Here is a 17631-nt window from a genome sequence, read left to right as displayed (position 1 = left end):
CCGAAGGGCATGTTTCACGTGAAACCAATCGATCCTCGTCTGCTGCGTTACGCCAGTGCCACCCGCGTCTTCCTGGTGGCCGTCGTCGGCCTCGGTGCCGTCGGTGCCGGGCTGGTGATCGCCCAGGCCATGCTCATCGCCGACGTCGTGGTCGGCGCCTTCCAGCATGGTCACTCGGTCTCCGAACTCCGCACCCCCCTCCTGCTGTTGGCGGCCGTGGCCGTCGGCCGGGCGCTGGTCTCCTGGCTCACCGAGCTTGCCGCGCACCGGGCGAGCGCTGCGGTCAAGTCCGAGCTGCGCGGCCGTCTCCTCGACCGGGCGGTGGCACTGGGTCCCGGCTGGTTGAGTGACCAGCGGACCGGTTCGCTGGTCAACCTCGCCACGCGCGGTGTCGACGCCCTCGACAACTACTTCTCCCGCTACCTGCCGCAGTTGGGGCTGGCGGTGGTCGTGCCGGTCGCGGTGCTGGCGCGGATCGTCACCGAGGACTGGGTGTCCGCGGCGATCATCGTCGGCACCCTGCCGCTGATCCCGCTCTTCATGGTCCTGATCGGCTGGGCCACCCAGTCCCGGACGGAGCGTCAGTGGCGGCTGCTGTCCCGGCTCTCCGGGCATTTCCTGGACGTGGTCGCCGGGCTGCCCACGCTGAAGGTGTTCGGCCGGGCCAAGGCGCAGGCCGAGTCCATCCGCCGGATCACCGGCGAGTACCGGCAGGCGACCATGCGGACGCTGCGGATCGCCTTCCTCTCCTCGTTCGCGCTGGAGCTGCTCGCCACGCTGTCGGTGGCGCTGGTCGCCGTGACCATCGGCATGCGGCTCGTCCACGGCGACATGGACCTGTACATCGGGCTGGTCATCCTGGTGCTGGCGCCCGAGGCGTATCTGCCGTTGCGGCAGGTGGGAGCGCAGTTCCACGCGGCGGCGGAGGGGCTGGCCGCGGCGGAGGAGATCTTCGCGGTGCTGGAGACCCCGGTACCGGTGTCCGGGGCCGGTACGGTGCCCAGCGGCGCTGCCCTCGCCTTCGAGGGGGTGACGGTCCGCTATCCGGGGCGCTCTGCGGACGCGGTGACCGATGTGTCGTTCACGGTCGAACCCGGGGAGACCGTCGCGCTGGTCGGCCCGAGCGGTGTGGGCAAGTCGACGCTGCTCAACGTCCTGTTGGGGTTCGTGCGGCCGACGCGGGGCCGGGTGCGGATCGGGGACGCCGATCTCGCCGACGTCGACCTGGCGGAGTGGCGGTCACGGATCGCATGGGTGCCGCAGCGGCCGCATCTGTACGCCGGGACGATCGCCGAGAACGTACGGCTCGCGCGTCCGGACGCGGACGACGACGCCGTCCGGGGGGCGTTGCGGGACGCCGGGGCGCTGGAGTTCGTGGATGCGCTGCCGGAGGGAGCAGAGACGGTCCTCGGCGAGGACGGGGCGGGTCTGTCCGCGGGGCAGCGGCAGCGGCTGGCGCTGGCGCGGGCGTTTCTGGCCGACCGGCCCGTGCTGTTGCTGGATGAGCCGACGGCTGCGCTGGACGGGGTGACCGAGGGGGAGGTCGTGGCGGCGGTACGGCGGCTCTCCGAGGGGCGCACCGTGGTGCTGGTGGTGCACCGGCCGGCGTTGCTGTCGGCGGCGGACCGGGTGGTGCGGCTCTCCGGCGGCGAGGTCCCCAGGGGACTCCGCCCCCTGGAATCCCAGAGCCTTTGCCCACCCACCACCCGACTCGGTCAATGGGAAGGCGAGATCGCGGAGGGGCTCGGTGGGCTGGAAGGTGAGGGTGTGGGGTCGCTCGGTGGGGTGGGGAGTGGGCGCGCCGAGCGGAGTGGTGAGTTGGACGGTGCTCAAGGGGACGTGCTCGGGCAGTCCGCAGGGCGTGCTGTGGAGCCGGTGGCCGGGCGTCAGCAGGGTGTTCTCGCCCGCGTGCGTGCCGCCTCCCGGGCCCGGCGGGGGCGGTTGCTGCTTGCGCTTCTGCTGGGGGCTCTTGCGCTCGGCAGCGCCGTCGGGCTGATGGCGACGTCCGGGTGGCTGATCTCGCGGGCCTCACAGCAGCCGCCGGTGCTGTATCTGATGGTTGCCGTGACGGCCACGCGGGCCTTCGGGATCGGGCGGGCCGTGTTCCGGTACGGCGAGCGGCTGGTGTCGCACGACGCGGTGCTGCGGATGCTGGCCGACACGCGGGTCGCGGTGTACCGGCGGCTGGAGCGGCTCGCGCCCGCCGGGCTGCGGGCGACCAGGCGGGGCGACCTGCTCAGCCGGCTGGTCGCCGATGTGGACACCCTGCAGGACTACTGGCTGCGGTGGCTGCTTCCCGCCGGGGTGGCGGTGGCGGTGTCCGCCGGGGCCGTGGGTTTCACTGCCTGGCTCCTGCCCGAGGCCGGGGCCGCGCTCGCGGTGGGGCTGCTGGCGGCCGGTGTCGGCGTTCCGCTGGTGACCTCGGCCGTGGCCCGGCGCGCCGAGCACCGGCTGGCACCGGCCCGCGGGCTGCTCGCCACCCGGGTGACCGACCTGCTCACCGGCACCGCCGAACTGACCGTCGCCGGCGCCCTGCCCGCCCGCACCGACGCGGCACGGCGGGCCGACGGCACGCTCACCCGGATCGCCTCGCGAGGGGCCACGGCCACCGCACTCGGTGACGGGCTGACCGCGCTGCTGACCGGCCTGACCGTCGTGGCCGCCGCGCTGCTGGGCGCCCAGGGGGTCACCGACGGCCGGCTGAGCGGCGTGGCGATGGCGGTCGTGGTGCTCACTCCGCTGGCCGCCTTCGAGGCCGTACTCGGACTGCCGCTGGCCGTGCGGCACCGGCAGCGGGTGCGCAGGAGCGCCGAGCGCATCTACGAGGTGCTGGACGCGCCCGAACCCGTGCGGGAGCCGGAGCGGCCGCGTCAGGCACCCGCCGCGCCCTTCCCCGTCGTCCTGAAGGGCCTGACGGCCCGGTACCCGGGGCAGGCGCGGGACGCGCTCGGCGGGCTCGACCTCACCCTGCACGAGGGGCACAGGGTCGCCGTCGTCGGTGCCTCCGGCGCCGGCAAGTCGACCCTCGCCCAGGTCCTGCTGCGGTTCCTCGACCCGGACGCGGGCTCCTACACGGTCGCTGGCGTGGACGCGTACGGCATGGACAGCGACGACGTGCGGCGGCTCGTCGGGCTGTGCGCCCAGGACGCGCACCTCTTCGACAGCTCCGTGTGCGAGAACCTGCTGCTCGCCCGGAAGGACGCCACCGAGGAGGACCTGCGGGACGCGCTGGGCCGGGCCCGGCTGCTCGACTGGGCGGACGGGCTGCCCGACGGACTCGACACGCTGGTCGGTGAGCACGGGGCACGGCTGTCCGGCGGGCAACGGCAGCGGCTGGCCCTCGCCCGGGCGCTGCTCGCGGACTTCCCGGTGCTCGTGCTGGACGAGCCGGCCGAGCATCTCGACCTGCCGACGGCGGACGCGCTCACGGCGGATCTGCTGGCGGCCACCGAGGGCCGTACGACGCTGCTCATCACGCACCGGCTCGCGGGCCTGGAGGCCGTGGACGAGGTGATCGTCCTCGACGCGGGCCGGGTGGTGCAGCGCGGGAGCTACGCGGAGCTCGCCGCCGTGGCCGGACCGCTGCGCGACATGGCGGAGCGGGAGGCGGCGGCGGAGTCGCTGGCGGGAGTGCGGTAGCCCGGTGCCGCGGGCGGACTCAGGCGCGCGCGGCCAGGAGTTGCTCGATCACGACGGCGACCCCGTCCTCGTTGTTGGCGACCGTCCGGCCGGAGGCGGCGGCGACGGCGGCGGGGTGGGCGTTGCCCATGGCGTACGACTGGCCGGCCCAGGTCAGCATCTCGACGTCGTTGGGCATGTCCCCGAAGGCGACGACCTCCTCGTGCGAGATGCCACGATCGGCACACTCCAGGGCGAGTGTGCTGGCCTTGGAGACGCCCGGGCCGCTGATCTCCAGCAGGGCGCTGGGGCTGGACCGGGTGACGGTGGCGTGGTCGCCGACGGCGAGGCGGGCGAGGGTGAGGAAGGCGTCGGGGTCGAGGCCGGGGTGGTAGGCGAGGATCTTGAGCACGGGCTCGCCGGCGCTCGGACCGTCGGCCGCCAGGATCTCCTCGGCGGCCAGCAGATGGTCCGGTATCTCCAGGTGCAGCTTGGGATAGGCCGGCTCCTGGTGGAAGCCGTAGGTCTGCTCGATCGCGTACACGGTGCCGGGCGCGGCCTCGCGCAGCAGCCGTACGGCGTCCAGCGCGTTCTCCCGGGCCAGGTCGCGCACCTTCACGAAGCGGTGGGCGCCGGGGCCGCCGTGCAGGTCGACCACGGCCGCGCCGTTGCCGCAGATCGCCAGGCCGTGGCCGTGGACGTGGTCGCTGACGATGTCCATCCAGCGGGCCGGGCGGCCCGTGACGAAGAAGACCTCGATACCCGCCTCCTCGGCGGCGGCCAGCGCGGCGACCGTCCTCGGGGAGACCGACTTGTCGTCGCGCAGCAGGGTGCCGTCGAGATCGGTGGCGATCAGCCGGGGCGGGGTTGCGAAGGCAGGGGTCTCGGGCTGTCGGGTCGCTGAGGTCACCGCGCCATTCTCGCGCATATGCCCGCACGGCCGTGCGGGCGGGCGCACAGACGAGACACAGACGACTCCGCAGCGTCCTCTGCCGCCTCAGCCGAGCTGGGCCGGGGCCTCCATGGCGATCTGCTCGAAGACCTTCTGCTCGGCCGCGAAGTCCGAGTCGGGGATGGGCCAGTGGATCACCAGCTCGGTGAAGCCCAGCTCCTGGTGGCGGCCGGCGAAGTCCACGAAGGCGTCCAGGGACTCCAGGGGGCGGCCACGGTCCGGGGTGAACCCGGTGAGGAGGACCTTGTCCAGTTCCGCCACGTCCCGGCCGACCTCCGCGCAGGTCTCGGTGAGCTTCCCCACCTGGCCGCGCAGCGCTTCGACCGACTGCTCGGGCGTGCCGTTCTCGTACAGCTTCGGGTCGCCGGTGGTCACCCACGCCTGGCCGTACCGCGCGGCCAGCTTCAGCCCGCGCGGGCCGGTGGCCGCGACCGCGAAGGGCAGCCGGGGCCGCTGCACACAGCCCGGGATGTTGCGCGCCTCGTAGGCCGAGTAGAACCCGCCCTCGTACGTCACCGAGTCCTCGGTGAGCAGCCGGTCGAGGAGCGGGACGAACTCGGCGAACCGGTCGGCGCGCTCGCGCGGGGTCCACGGCTCCTGGCCCAGCGCGGTGGCGTCGAAGCCGTTGCCGCCGGCACCGATGCCGAGGGTGACGCGGCCGCCGGAGATGTCGTCGAGGGAGATCAGCTCCTTGGCGAGGGGCACCGGATGCCGGAAGTTCGGCGAGGTGACGAGTGTGCCGAGGCGCAGTCGGTCGGTGACGGACGCGGCGGCGGTCAGCGTCGGGATCGCCCCGAACCACGGGCCGTCCCGGAAGCTGCGCCAGGACAGGTGGTCGTAGGTGTACGCGGTGTGGAAGCCCAGTTCCTCGGCCCGCGTCCAGGCGGTGCCGCCGCCCTCGCTCCAGCGGCGGTACGGGAGGATCACGGTGCTCAGACGCAGACTCATGCGTCCGAGACTAAAGGGGTCCGCCGGCAACGGCCGAAACGGTCACCGTATGCGGCTGCTCAGCCACGGCGTGAGCAGGTATGCGGCCAAGTGCTCCCGGTAGGTGCGGTCCCCGGGCAGCGGTACGACCAGCGAGCTCGTGGGCGGGAAGCGGCGGGCCCGCACGTGGGCCAGGCCGCCGAAGACGGAGTGGAGGAAGGCGGGCACGTCGTCGCGCGGGACGTCGTGGAACTCGACGCCCTCGACCGTGATGAGCGCGTCGTCGTCCGGGTAGAGCCGCACGCTCACCCTCGGCACCCCGCCGAACTCGGCGTACGCCTCGTGCGGCAGCGAACCGTCCGGGTCCGTGGTGACACCGAAGCCCGCCGCGCTGCGCCGCGAGGTCAGGTCGGCGCCGATGTCGTGCGTGACCTCGATCTCGCGTCCGTGCTCGGCCGCGACCGTGTGGAGTGCGGTGACGGCAGCCTCGGTGGTCGGAAGGTGCCTCTGGTGTTCCCGGCGCTCGGAATGGTCCATACCATCCATCATGCCGGGGTCAGTGCGGATCGGGGAAGCGCAGGTAGCGCGGAGGTACCGCCCGCGTCAGCCACACCCCGTTCGCGCTGATGTGGAAGACGTGCCCGTCCCGGTGCATCGCCGCCGCGTCCACCGACAGCACGACCGGGCGCCCGCGCCGGGCACCGACCCGGGTCGCGGTCTCCCGGTCCGCCGACAGATGCACGTCGTGCCTGTTCATCGGCCTGAGGCCCTCGTCCCGGATCGCCTCCAGGTTCCGTGCGACGGTGCCGTGGTAGAGGTACGGCGGAGGGGTCGCCGGGGGCAGTCCGAGGTCGACGTCGATGCTGTGGCCCTGGCTGGCGCGGATCCGGGTGCCCTCGATCGCGAACCGCTGCTTGTCGTTGGCGGTGACGACGTGGTCCAGTTCCTCGCGGCTGACGGGGAAACCGTGCGCCGCTGCCGCCGCGAGCAGCGTGTCGATCTCCACCCAGCCCGCCTCGTCCAGGCTGAGCCCGATGCGTTCGGGCTGGTGGCGCAGGTGCTTCGAGAGGTACTTCGACACCTTCACGGTGCGCCGCTCGTCCGGTGTTCCTTCGTTGTGTCTCGCGTTCATGCCATCAGCGTGCCGGGCGAGACGCGGATCACGCAGATATTTTTCGTCGCAGGTTTGATCCACAACCAAGTGCGGTTATCCACAAGGAAATTGGCCGAGTTGTGGACAAGTGCTGGGCATTTCAGGGTGTTTCGTCAAGATCGTTAACAGGGCCGTGATCTGTGGCGAGGGCGTCCAACCGCCGTGCCCGGACCTCGCGTTCGGCGGCGAGCGCGATGAACTCCGCGATGCGGTCCGGGCCAACGAGGCGTCGTACGGCCCCGATCGTCTCGGTGGGGAGCGACACGGGACGTGTCCCGTCCGGGGTTTTCTGCCGTTCCCCTGCGCCGAGCTGCCGGCGCACCTCACGGGTCGCGAACAGACGCATGGCGCGGGCCAGTTCGGCGTCGACCGTCTGCCGGGCCAGGGGGCGCAGGCGCCGTACGAGCGAGGCCGCTTCGGCCGCGCCGGCGTCGGTGCGGTGGCCGGGGTCGTCGAGGTAGCGCGCGAAGACGTGCTCGGCGGTGAACTCCAGGAAACGGGCAGCGATGTGCTCGACCTGGAGTCTCAACTCCCGCAGATGCTCGGAGATCGCCATGAGGGGCACGCCGGCCGCGTGCAACTCGGCTGCCACGGCCAGCTCTTGGGGGCTCGGGACGAGGAAGGAGCCGGGGTCGCCGGCCACCGGTTCCAGTACGCCGAGTGCCACGGCCTCGGCCACGGCCGCGTCGTCGGGGGTGCCGCCGAAGCGGGCGTCCAGTTCGGCGCGGGTCAGGCGCACCGGCTCCTCGTCGGTCCAGGGGCCCTCGGCCTCGGTGACCAGCCCGAGGACGCCGGCCAGGCCGCGGCCGGTGTCCCAGGCGTCGAGCAACTCCTTGATGGAGGCGAGGGTGTAGCCGCGGGAGAGGAGGTCGGCGATCTGGTGGAGGCGGGTGAGGTGGACGTCGGAGTAGAGGTTGGCGCGGCCCTGGCGTTCGGGGCGGGGGAGGAGGCCCTTGTCCTGGTAGGCGCGGATGGTTCGGACGGTGGTGCGGGAGAGGCGGGCGAGGTCCTCGATGCGGTGGGTGGGGGTGGCCGGGGGGTCGGTCATGTGGGGTTCCTTGAGTGGTGACCGGGGTGGGGGCGGGGGTGGGGACGCTTACCGGCGCCGGCCGGGTGTCCCCCCAGCCTTCGGCCGGGGGACCCCCAGCGCCCACCCGTGCCGCCCTGGGGGCACCTCCCAGGCCCTTGAGGCACTGGGGGAGGCACGACTGCCCGCAGCTATGCAGCCCCGTAAGGGGCGCGGGGAGCCCCTACCGGCCCGCGGTTGGACGACGACCCTCTACAACTTCGGCTCCACTCTTGCGAGCGTCCTCAGCACCCCCGGCGCCACCCGCGAAAGCAACCGCATCCCCCGTGCCTCCGGCGTCACCGGTACCACCGCGCGGTTGTGCTCCACCGCCTCCAGGATTGCCGAAGCCACCTTCTCCGACGGGTAGTTGCGCATGCCGTACAGCCGGGCCGAGCGCTTCTGCCGGCGGCGCTGCTCCTCCTCGTCGACACCTGTGAAGCGCGCCGTCGAGGTGATGTTGGTGTTGACGAAGCCGGGGCAGATCGCCGTCACCCCGATGCGCCGGCCTGCCAGTTCGGCGCGCAGGCACTCGGACAGCATCAGGACCGCCGCCTTGGAGGTGCTGTAGGCCGGCAGGGCGCGGGAGGGCTGGTAGGCCGCTGCCGACGCGACGTTCACGATGTGGCCGCCCTGGGCGCGGTCCGCCATCCGGGCCCCGAAGAGGCGGCAACCGTGGATCACGCCCCAGAGGTTGACGTCCAGGACCCGCCGCCAGTCCTCCGTCGTCGTCGTGAAGAAGGAGCCCGACAGCCCGATGCCCGCGTTGTTGACCAGCACGTCCAGGACGCCGTAATCGCGGTGGACCTTCTCCGCGAGCTTCTCCATGGCCTGTTCGTCGGAGACGTCGGCCGTCTCCGCCCACGCGTCCGCCGCGCCGACCAGTCGGGAGAGCTCGGCGGTGCGGGCCGCCGCCTCCGCGTCCCGGTCCACCGCCACCACCCGCGCGCCCGCCTCCGCGAACGCGAACGCCGTCGCCCGTCCGATGCCGCTGCCCGCCCCGGTGACCAGCACCAACTGGCCTCCGAACCGCTGGGCATGGCGGTCGGCGGGCTTCTGCTCCGCCCCCCGGCCGTCCTCCACCGACCTCGCGAACTCCTCGATCCAGGCCGCCACCTGGTCCGGCCGGGTGCGCGGGATCCAGTGCTTGTCAGGCAGGGTGCGGCGGGTGAGCCGGGGCGCCCAGCGCTCCAGGTCGTCGTAGAGCCGCTCGGAGAGGAACGCGTCGCCGAGAGGCGTGATGAGCTGCACGGGCGCGTGCGCGTATGCGTCCTCGCGCGGGCGGCGCAGCCGGGCCCGTACGTTGTCGCGGTACAGCCAGGCGCCGTGTGCCGCGTCGGAGGGCAGGGAGGACGTGGGGTAGTCCCCCGCGGGGAGCCTCTCCGCCCGTTGCAGGATTCTCGGCCAAGCCTTGCCGAGGGGGCCCCGCCAGGCCAGTTCGGGCAGGGCGGGGGTGTGCAGCAGGTACACGTACCAGGACTTGGCGCCCTGGCCGAGGAGCTGGCCCACCCGGCGGGGGGTCGGGCGCTGCACGCGCGCGTTGATCCAGTGCCCGAAGTGGTCCAGGGACGGCCCGGACATCGACGTGAAGGAGGCGATGCGGCCCTCCGTGCGCCCCACCGTGGCGAACTCCCAGGACTGCACCGAGCCCCAGTCGTGGCCGACGAGGTGCACCGGGCGGTCCGGGCTGACCGCGTCGATCACGGCCAGGAAGTCGTCCGTGAGCTTGGCGAGGGTGAAGCCGCCACGCAGGGGTTTCGGGGCGGTGGAGCGGCCGTGGCCGCGGACGTCGTACAGGACGACGTGGAAGCGGCCGGCGAGACGGGTCGCGACCTCGGACCAGACCTCCTTGCTGTCCGGGTAGCCGTGGACGAGGACGACCGTCGGGTCCGCCGGGTCGCCCAGCTCCGCCACGCACAGGTCGACGCCGCCGGTACGCACCCGGCGCTCGCGCGCGCCTTCGATCTCGGTCACTTGTCCTCCGCCCAGCGCCGCACGTGCGGCAGATCGTCGTCCAGCCAGTAGGCGCTCTGCTCGGGGTCCCGGGAGTCGGTGACCACGAGGATCTCCTCGAACTTGGCGCCCGTGCCCCGGAAACCGAGGTGCGGTTCGACCGCCCACAGGCCCGGCGTGGGCGGGTGGTCGGAGAAGCGGTACGGCGACCACAGGGGCGACCAGCCCTCGCGGTGGCCGTGCAGCGCGTCGGCCGCGAGGCCCTTCAGGGACTGGGCGCCGAACCCGAAGAGGTGCGGTGACCAGCGGCGCTGCTTCACCCGGTCCACCTTGTGGGCGATCACCCCGAAGGGGTACGCGCGGTGCCGGTTGGCGTAGCCCTGGCGGACCATGAGGCGGTCCACGTCCTCGTAGATCTCGCGCAGCGGGCGGCGCTCGCGTACCTCGCGCAGGATCAGCTCGCGGTGCGCCTCCAGGTCGTCCATCAGCCGGTCCTGCACGGGGTTGGGCCCGAGGGAGCCCGAGTAGCCGATGTCGGCCGTGCAGCCCTCGTACACGGGAGCCAGGTCCAGGATGAACGGCATGCCGGGCGCCAGTCGGCGGTCGGTCGGGAAGAACTGCAGCGGTATGCGGAAGTCCGTGAACGCCGTGCGGTCGCCGAACCAGGCGAAGGGGAGGTGGAACCAGTCCCGCACGCCCCGCGCGCGCAGCCACTCGCGCTGCATCCGGGCCGCCTCGCGCTCGGTGATCCCCGGCTCCAGCCTGGCCGCGACCGCCTCCGCGCACTCGTACGCGAGCCGCTGCACCCGCCGGAAACCCTGGAGCTCCGTGGTGCGTTCTTCCTTCGATGCCACTGCCGTCGTCATCCGCCCCGCCCCGTCCCCGCCCGCGTCTCCGTCGACTGCGGTACGTGCCCGTAACTTGACACTGGTGAATGTGACAGTTGTTAGAGGCGACGTCAATAGGAGGACCGAGGCCTGTGGATAACTCTGCGTAGCTCTCAAGCAGGGGATCCCCTAGGGCCCCGTAATACTCCAGAGTGATGTGAAGACGGCTCCGAGGTCTGACGACCGCAGTGGCGCGGGTCACTACCTTCTATGGCGTGACTGTGATCGCGACCGAAAGCCTGAGCAAGCGGTTCCCCCGGGTGACCGCGCTCGACCGGCTGTCCGTGGACATCGGACCCGGTGTGACCGGACTCGTCGGAGCCAACGGCGCCGGCAAGTCCACCCTGATCAAGATCCTGCTGGGTCTGTCCCCCGCGACCGAGGGCCGCGCCGAAGTGCTCGGCCTCGACGTCGCGACCAAGGGCGCCGCCATCCGCGAGCGCGTGGGCTACATGCCGGAGCACGACTGCCTGCCGCCCGACGTCTCGGCCACCGAGTTCGTCGTGCACATGGCCCGCATGTCAGGCCTGCCGCCCGCCGCCGCCCGCGAGCGCACCGCCGACACCCTGCGTCACGTCGGGCTCTACGAGGAGCGGTACCGCCCCATCGGCGGCTACTCGACGGGCATGAAGCAGCGCGTGAAGCTCGCCCAGGCCCTGGTGCACGACCCGCAGCTGGTCTTCCTCGACGAGCCGACCAACGGCCTCGACCCGGTCGGCCGGGACGAGATGCTCGGCCTGATCCGCCGCATCCACACCGACTTCGGCATCTCGGTCCTGGTCACCTCGCACCTGCTCGGCGAACTGGAACGCACCTGCGACCACGTGGTCGTGGTCGACGGCGGCAAACTGCTGCGGTCCAGCTCCACCACCGACTTCACGCAGTCCACGACCACCCTCGCCATCGAGGTCACCGACAGCGACGAGCACCCGGACGGCACCCGTGCGGTGCGCGACGCGCTCCACGCGCGCGGGGTGGAGACGGACAACGAGGGCGGCGGCCTCCCCGGCGCCGGCCACATCCTGCTGCTCACCGCCCAGGGCGAGGAGACGTACGACCTCGTCCGCGACGTCGTCGCCGACCTCGGCCTCGGCCTGGTGCGCATGGAACAGCGCAGGCACCACATCTCCGAGGTCTTCACCAGCGACGACGAGCAGCGGAAGGAGGCGACCGTCCATGGCGGTTGACCAGCCCATCGCGGGACCGGGCGACCAGTCCCGCATCCACGACATCGGCTACCGCGGCTACGACGGCCCCCGCCTCGGCCGCGCGTACGCCCGCCTGTCCCTCTACTCGCAGACCCTGCGCGGCTCCTACGGCCTCGGCCGCTCGGTGAAGTCCAAGGTGCTGCCGATGCTGCTGTTCGCGGTGATGTGCGTGCCGGCGGCCATCATGGTCGCCGTGGCCGTCGCCACCAAGGCGCACGACCTGCCGGTGACCTACACGCGGTACGCGATCATCATGCAGGCCGTCATCAGCCTGTACGTCGCCTCGCAGGCGCCCCAGGCCGTCTCCCGCGACCTGCGCTTCAAGACCATCCCGCTGTACTTCTCGCGGCCCATCGAGACCGCCGACTACGTCCAGGCCAAGTTCGCTGCCCTGGCCTCCGCGATGTTCATCCTGACCGGCGCCCCGCTGCTCGTGCTGTACGTGGGTGCCCTGCTCGCCAAGATGGACTTCGCCCACCAGAGCAAGGGGTTCGGCCAGGGACTGGTCTCGGTCGCCCTGCTCTCCCTCCTCTTCGCCGGCATCGGCCTGGTCATCGCGTCGGTCACCCCGCGCCGCGGCTTCGGCATCGCCGCCGTGATCGCCGTGCTGACCATCTCCTACGGCGCGGTCTCCACCCTCCAGGCCATCGCCGACGCGCAGGGCAGCGCCGGTGCCATCGCGTGGATCGGCCTGTTCTCGCCGGTCACCCTGATCGGCGGCCTGAGCACCGCCCTCCTCGGCGGCACCAACACCTTCCCGGGCGGCGACGGCCCCTCCCACGCCCAGGGGGCGGTGTACCTGCTCGTCGTCCTCGGGCTCATCGCCGCGAGCTACGGCCTTCTGCTGCGCCGCTACAAGAAGGTGGGACTGTGACCACGCTCTCCATCGACCATGTCTCCCGCTGGTTCGGCAACGTGGTCGCCGTCAACGACATCACCATGACCATCGGGCCCGGCGTCACCGGCCTCCTCGGCCCCAACGGCGCCGGCAAGTCCACCCTCATCAACATGATGGGCGGCTTCCTCGCCCCCTCCACCGGCACGGTCACCCTCGACGGGCAGCCGACCTGGCGCAACGAGGCGATCTACAAGCACATCGGCATCGTCCCCGAGCGCGAGGCGATGTACGACTTCCTCACCGGCCGCGAATTCGTCGTCGCCAACGCCGAGTTGCACGGCCTCGGTGCCAAGGCCGCCCAGAAGGCCCTCGCCACGGTCGAGATGGAGTACGCGCAGGACCGCAAGATCTCGACGTACTCCAAGGGCATGCGCCAGCGCGTGAAGATGGCGTCCGCCCTGGTCCACGACCCGTCGCTGCTCCTCCTCGACGAGCCCTTCAACGGCATGGACCCGCGCCAGCGCATGCAGCTCATGGAGCTGCTGCGCCGCATGGGCGACGAGGGCCGCACCGTCCTCTTCTCCTCGCACATCCTCGAAGAGGTCGAGCAACTCGCCTGGCACATCGAGGTCGTGGTCGCCGGACGGCACGCGGCCAGCGGCGACTTCCGCAAGATCCGTCGCCTGATGACCGACCGCCCGCACCGCTACCTGGTCCGCTCCAGCGACGATCGCGCCCTCGCGGCCGCCCTTATCGCCGACCCCTCCACCTCGGGCATCGAAGTCGACCTCGCCGAGGGCGCGTTGCGCATCCAGGCCGTCGACTTCGGCCGATTCACCGCCCTGCTGCCCAAGGTCGCCCGCGACCACGGCATCCGGCTGCACACGGTCTCGCCGTCCGACGAGTCCCTCGAATCCGTGTTCTCGTATCTGGTCGCGGCGTAGGAGGCCGAAGATGTACGACCCCACAGTCGCCCGGCTCACCTACCGGGCCCTGCTCGGCCGCCGTCGGGCCCTCATCCTGGGCGCCCTGCCGCTGCTGCTGATCGCGATCTCCGTCGTCGTCCGCGGCCTCGCGGGCGCCGACGACCAGACGGCCGCCGACCTGCTCGGCGGCCTCGGGCTCGCCACCATGGTGCCGATCATCGGCGTCATCGCCGGCACGGGCGCGATCGGCCCGGAGATCGACGACGGCTCGGTGGTGTACCTGCTGTCCAAGCCGATCAAACGGCCGACGATCATCTTCACCAAGCTGATCGTGGCGATCGCCGTGACCATGGTCTTCTCCGCCCTGCCGACCCTGATCGCGGGCTTCATCCTCAACGGCAACGGGCAGCAGGTCGCCGTCGCCTACACGGTCGCCGCGCTGGTCGCCTCCATCGCCTACGCCGCGCTCTTCCTGCTTCTCGGCACGGTGTCGCGGCATGCGGTGGTCTTCGGGCTCGTCTACGCCCTGGTCTGGGAGGCCCTGTTCGGCTCCCTGGTCCCCGGAGCGCGGACGCTGAGCGTCCAGCAGTGGTCCCTGGCGGTCGCCCACAAGGTGACCGGCGGCGACCTGATCACGTCCGACGTGTCCCTGACGACGGGCACGGTGCTGCTGGTCGCGGTGACCGTCCTGGCCACCTGGTACGCGGGCCAGAAGCTGCGTTCGCTGACGCTGGCGGGCGAGGAGTAGACGCCCGCTTTACTGACGGGGACTTCACCTGGGGCCGGGCAGACTGGGCCAAAGGGGATGCATTGTGCGGGAGGCGCGGGGATGGCTGAGCTTGTCGGAGACGGCGACTGGGACGGGGTCGTCCTGGACGAGGACTTCATACGGTCCGCGGGGACTTCGGAGCCTTCCGCGCGAGCGCGGATGCTGGCCGCGAAGTGGCGGGCGGAGGCGCCGGAACCTCAGCCGTGGCGGTCGGACGAGCCGCCGGCGGGGTGGTTCTTCAGCAAGGGCCGGCGGCGTTGGTGGCGCCGGTAGGTGCTTCTTCGGCTGCGGGGGGCCGGTCGCGCAGTTCCTCCCCCAGCCGAAGGCTGGGGGTACCCCCGGCGCCCCTGGCGGGGCGCCCACCTCGCGCTAATTGAGTGGCACCCAACTCGGCTTACAGGCACAGTTGTTGTGTAGCCCACGAGCCGGGAGAGGAGCCGGACGATGTCCATGCACGACAGTACGTCCCGCTCCCGTCAGGGCAGCCGTCGGCGGATCGCCGTGTAGCTGCCCGGGGCGGCCGCTTCGAACACGCGATGTCGCTCTCGCGTGGGCCGCCCACCCGGAGGATTGGCCGAGTGGTAAGGCACCGGTTTGCTAAGCCGTGGTCGGGCCTGGAAAGCCCGCGCACGTTCGATCCGTGCATCCTCCGCAAGACGTTGTCACTGTGACTGAGCTGAACTTGCACGCGCCGGCGAGTGGTCCCACTTAAGGGGCGCTGGGGGTACCCCCGGCCGAAGGCTGGGGGAGGAACTGCGCGCTCAGCCCCCACCGGGCCCGCAGCAAACCGACAGGCTCAGCCGAGCAGACGCTCCACGACCACCGCGATCCCGTCCTCCTCGTTGGAGGACGTCACCTCGTCGGCCACCGCGCGAAGCTCTTCATGCGCGTTGGCCATGGCCACTCCCCGAGCCGCCCAGGCGAACATCGGGATGTCGTTCGGCATGTCGCCGAAGGCGATCGTGTCGGCGGACTTGAGGCCCAGCCGGCGCGCGGCCAGCGAGAGACCGGTCGCCTTCGACAGCCCCAGAGGCAGCAGCTCCACGATGCCCTCGCCCGCCATGGCGACCGTGACGAAGCCCCCGGCCGCCTGCCGGGCCGCTTCCGCGAGCTCGTCGTCGGACAGCTCCGGGTGCTGTATGTAGATCTTGTTCAGCGGCGCCGACCAGAGATCGGCCGCGTCCGTGAAGGGGGTCGACGGCAGGTGCCCCTTCGCGGCGTACCCCGGCCCCACCAGGACGTCGCCGTCGAGTCCGTCACGGCTCGCCGCCAGGTACAGCGGGCCGACCTCCGCCTCGATCTTCGCGAGGGCGACCCCGGCCAGCTGCCGGTCCAGCGTCACGGAGGTGAGGAGGCGGTGCGCGCCGGCGTCGTACACCTGCGCCCCCTGGCCGCACACGGCGAGACCGTCGTACCCGAGGTTGTCGAGGATGTGCCGGGTCCAGGGGACCCCCCGGCCGGTCACGACGATGTGTGCGGCGCCCGCCGCGGTGGCCGCGGCGAGCGCTTCACGGGTGCGCGGGGAGACGGACTCGTCGGAGCGCAGCAGCGTCCCGTCGAGGTCGGTGGCGATGAGCCCGTAGGGGAAGCTCACCGGGACACCGGCTCCAGGACCTCCCGGCCGCCCAGGTACGGGCGCAGCACCTCGGGCACGTACACCGAGCCGTCGGCCTGCTGGTGGTTCTCCAGGATCGCCACGATGGTGCGCGGTACGGCACACAGCGTGCCGTTGAGCGTGGCCAGCGGCTTGACCTGCTTGCCGTCGCGGACCCGGATGGACAGCCGGCGGGACTGGAACTCGGTGCAGTCCGACGTCGAGGTCAGCTCGCGGTACTTGCCCTGGGTCGGGATCCACGCCTCGCAGTCGAACTTGCGGGCGGCCGAGGCGCCGAGGTCACCGGTGGCGACGTCGATCACCCGGAACGGCAGCTCCAGCGAGGTCAGCCACTGCTTCTCCCAGGCCAGCAGACGCTGGTGCTCCGCCTCCGAGTCCTCGGGGGCGACGTAGGAGAACATCTCCACCTTGTCGAACTGGTGGACGCGGAAGATGCCCTTGGTGTCCTTGCCGTGCGAACCGGCCTCGCGGCGGAAGCAGGGCGAGAAACCGGCGTAGCGGAGGGGCAGGCGCTCCGCTTCGATGATCTCGTCCATGTGGTACGCGGCGAGCGGCACCTCGGACGTGCCGACCAGGTAGAGGTCGTCCTTGTCGAGGTGGTAGACGTCCTGGGCCGCCTGGCCGAGGAAGCCGGTGCCCGCCATGGACTGGGGGCGGACCAGCGCTGGGGTCAGCATCGGCGTGAAGCCGGCCTCGGTGGCCTGGGCGATCGCCGCGTTGACGAGCGCGAGCTCCAGGAGCGCGCCGACACCGGTCAGGAAGTAGAAGCGGGAGCCGGAGACCTTGGCGCCGCGCTCGACGTCGATCGCGCCGAGCAGCTGGCCCAGCTCCAGGTGGTCCTTGGGCTCGAAGCCCTCGGCACCGAAGTCGCGGATCGTGCCGTGCGTCTCCAGGGTGACGAAGTCCTCTTCGCCCCCGACGGGCACGTCGGGGTGGACGAGGTTGCCGAGCCGGAGCAGCAGCTCATGGGCCTCGGCGTCGGCCGCGTCGCGCTCGGCGTCGGCGGTCTTGACGTCGGCTTTCAGCTGCTCGGCCTTCTTCAGCAGCTCGGCCTTCTCGTCGGCGGAGGCCTTGGGGATGAGCTTGCCGAGCTGCTTCTGTTCGTTGCGCAGCTCGTCGAAGCGGACGCCGGAGGACCTGCGCCGCTCGTCGGCAGAGAGGAGGGCGTCGACGAGCGCGACGTCCTCTCCACGGGCGCGCTGGGACGCGCGCACACGGTCGGGGTCCTCACGGAGCAGGCGAAGGTCAATCACGAAGCCAAGGCTACCGGTGCGGGGTTGCCCCCCACGAATCACTATTGACACGTGTTCCGAATCGCGACTTACGTTCCGTTATGGGGGAATTGCCGAGCGTGTCAATAAAAAGTGTCTCACTCCCCGAGACGGGGCACGCCTGCGGCCTGCGGTTGACTGGAATCCCTTGTGGAGAGCGGGACTTGGGGGTGCGGTTGTCCACAGGAATCCACACCCACCCGAGAGTTATCCACAGGGTGTGTGGAAGGGGTGTGGACTCCGGAATCGATCACTCCGCGAGCGGCGTGTGAAGAGAGGAATTCCCACGCCAAACCGGGACAACACCCTCTTTCGAGTGGAAAGGCGTCGCTCCAAAAGATGAACCATGGGAAACGGGTGGACGAAGGGTGATGTGGGCGGGCGGGGTCGCACCGAAGGCCCGTAGGGCGATTTGTCGACAGGCTCATGCGTCGCTGTCGACTTGTCC

15 protein-coding genes and 1 tRNA gene are annotated in these 17631 nt (G+C 71.5%); 7 read left to right on the top strand and 9 right to left on the bottom strand.

Annotated elements, in window-relative coordinates; all coding sequences use genetic code 11:
• The first annotated feature begins 18 nt into the window (after positions 1-18).
• A complete protein-coding gene (gene cydD, locus ACFY6U_RS32225) occupies positions 19-3639 on the top strand; it encodes a thiol reductant ABC exporter subunit CydD (RefSeq protein ID WP_390043829.1) in 3621 nt (1206 codons plus the stop codon).
• A gap of 19 nt (positions 3640-3658) precedes the next feature.
• On the opposite strand, the gene ACFY6U_RS32220 is transcribed toward cydD, so the two are convergent.
• The 7 genes from ACFY6U_RS32220 to ACFY6U_RS32190 all read right to left on the bottom strand — a co-directional run bounded on the left by ACFY6U_RS32220 (position 3659) and on the right by ACFY6U_RS32190 (position 10535).
• Positions 3659-4546, bottom strand: a complete 888-nt coding sequence (locus tag ACFY6U_RS32220; protein ID WP_390043827.1) for an HAD-IIB family hydrolase — start codon at positions 4544-4546, stop codon at positions 3659-3661.
• 69 nt (positions 4547-4615) lie between these two features.
• Positions 4616-5518 (bottom strand): LLM class flavin-dependent oxidoreductase, encoded by a 903-nt coding sequence (locus ACFY6U_RS32215; RefSeq protein WP_390043825.1) that lies wholly within the window; start codon positions 5516-5518, stop codon positions 4616-4618.
• Positions 5519-5560: 42 nt separating this feature from the next.
• Entirely contained in the window at positions 5561-6046 is a 486-nt protein-coding gene (locus ACFY6U_RS32210) for a hypothetical protein (RefSeq protein ID WP_390043823.1), read from the bottom strand.
• A gap of 7 nt (positions 6047-6053) precedes the next feature.
• Complete coding sequence (locus ACFY6U_RS32205) at positions 6054-6629, bottom strand: RNA 2'-phosphotransferase (RefSeq protein WP_390043821.1); 576 nt, start codon at positions 6627-6629, stop codon at positions 6054-6056.
• Positions 6630-6750: 121 nt separating this feature from the next.
• Positions 6751-7698 carry a MerR family transcriptional regulator gene (locus ACFY6U_RS32200; protein WP_390043819.1) on the bottom strand — a complete coding sequence of 316 codons (948 nt, stop codon included), beginning with the start codon at positions 7696-7698 and terminating at the stop codon, positions 6751-6753.
• 231 nt (positions 7699-7929) lie between these two features.
• A complete protein-coding gene (locus ACFY6U_RS32195; protein WP_390043818.1) occupies positions 7930-9690 on the bottom strand; it encodes an SDR family oxidoreductase in 1761 nt (586 codons plus the stop codon).
• The gene (locus ACFY6U_RS32190; RefSeq protein ID WP_390043816.1) at positions 9687-10535 is read right to left on the bottom strand and encodes a M24 family metallopeptidase; all 849 of its coding nucleotides are present in this window, start codon (positions 10533-10535) and stop codon (positions 9687-9689) included. The genes ACFY6U_RS32195 and ACFY6U_RS32190 overlap by 4 nt, the downstream gene beginning before the upstream one ends.
• A 242-nt stretch (positions 10536-10777) precedes the next feature.
• Here ACFY6U_RS32190 and ACFY6U_RS32185 point away from each other — a divergent pair, with 242 nt between their 5' ends.
• From ACFY6U_RS32185 to ACFY6U_RS32160, 6 genes are all read left to right on the top strand, one after another.
• Positions 10778-11743: an ABC transporter ATP-binding protein gene (locus ACFY6U_RS32185; protein WP_351494797.1), complete on the top strand. Its 966-nt coding sequence runs from the start codon at positions 10778-10780 to the stop codon at positions 11741-11743.
• Positions 11733-12638 carry an ABC transporter permease gene (locus tag ACFY6U_RS32180; RefSeq protein ID WP_351494728.1) on the top strand — a complete coding sequence of 302 codons (906 nt, stop codon included), beginning with the start codon at positions 11733-11735 and terminating at the stop codon, positions 12636-12638. Before ACFY6U_RS32185 ends, ACFY6U_RS32180 begins: the two co-directional genes overlap by 11 nt.
• Positions 12635-13546: an ABC transporter ATP-binding protein gene (locus ACFY6U_RS32175; RefSeq protein ID WP_351706188.1), complete on the top strand. Its 912-nt coding sequence runs from the start codon at positions 12635-12637 to the stop codon at positions 13544-13546. Before ACFY6U_RS32180 ends, ACFY6U_RS32175 begins: the two co-directional genes overlap by 4 nt.
• Before the next feature lie 10 nt (positions 13547-13556).
• Positions 13557-14276, top strand: a complete 720-nt coding sequence (locus tag ACFY6U_RS32170; RefSeq protein WP_351494732.1) for an ABC transporter permease — start codon at positions 13557-13559, stop codon at positions 14274-14276.
• Positions 14277-14357: 81 nt separating this feature from the next.
• Positions 14358-14570 carry a hypothetical protein gene (locus tag ACFY6U_RS32165; RefSeq protein ID WP_390043813.1) on the top strand — a complete coding sequence of 71 codons (213 nt, stop codon included), beginning with the start codon at positions 14358-14360 and terminating at the stop codon, positions 14568-14570.
• A 291-nt stretch (positions 14571-14861) separates the two neighbouring features.
• Positions 14862-14949 (top strand) — tRNA-Ser (locus tag ACFY6U_RS32160).
• 144 nt (positions 14950-15093) lie between these two features.
• Here the strand turns inward: ACFY6U_RS32160 and ACFY6U_RS32155 are convergent.
• Together ACFY6U_RS32155 and serS are read right to left on the bottom strand one after the other, a co-directional pair.
• A complete protein-coding gene (locus tag ACFY6U_RS32155; protein ID WP_390043811.1) occupies positions 15094-15891 on the bottom strand; it encodes an HAD family hydrolase in 798 nt (265 codons plus the stop codon).
• Complete coding sequence (gene serS / locus ACFY6U_RS32150) at positions 15888-17165, bottom strand: serine--tRNA ligase (protein WP_351494737.1); 1278 nt, start codon at positions 17163-17165, stop codon at positions 15888-15890. Before serS ends, ACFY6U_RS32155 begins: the two co-directional genes overlap by 4 nt.
• Positions 17166-17631 lie beyond the last annotated feature (466 nt).

This window comes from Streptomyces sp. NPDC013157, from assembly GCF_042899865.1.
Taxonomy (GTDB): Bacteria; Actinomycetota; Actinomycetes; order Streptomycetales; family Streptomycetaceae; genus Streptomyces.
The sequence above is the reverse complement of the archived record's forward strand: the minus strand, read 5'-3'. Positions and strand labels throughout refer to the sequence as shown.

Coding starts and splice junctions, on each gene's coding strand:
- ACFY6U_RS32220 (WP_390043827.1), bottom strand. CDS start 4,546: ATGCGCGAGAATGGCGCGGTGACCTCAGCGACCCGACAGCCCGAGACC.
- ACFY6U_RS32215 (WP_390043825.1), bottom strand. CDS start 5,518: ATGAGTCTGCGTCTGAGCACCGTGATCCTCCCGTACCGCCGCTGGAGC.
- ACFY6U_RS32180 (WP_351494728.1), top strand. CDS start 11,733: ATGGCGGTTGACCAGCCCATCGCGGGACCGGGCGACCAGTCCCGCATC.
- ACFY6U_RS32190 (WP_390043816.1), bottom strand. CDS start 10,535: ATGACGACGGCAGTGGCATCGAAGGAAGAACGCACCACGGAGCTCCAG.
- ACFY6U_RS32200 (WP_390043819.1), bottom strand. CDS start 7,698: ATGACCGACCCCCCGGCCACCCCCACCCACCGCATCGAGGACCTCGCC.
- ACFY6U_RS32205 (WP_390043821.1), bottom strand. CDS start 6,629: ATGAACGCGAGACACAACGAAGGAACACCGGACGAGCGGCGCACCGTG.
- ACFY6U_RS32170 (WP_351494732.1), top strand. CDS start 13,557: ATGTACGACCCCACAGTCGCCCGGCTCACCTACCGGGCCCTGCTCGGC.
- ACFY6U_RS32165 (WP_390043813.1), top strand. CDS start 14,358: ATGGCTGAGCTTGTCGGAGACGGCGACTGGGACGGGGTCGTCCTGGAC.
- ACFY6U_RS32210 (WP_390043823.1), bottom strand. CDS start 6,046: ATGATGGATGGTATGGACCATTCCGAGCGCCGGGAACACCAGAGGCAC.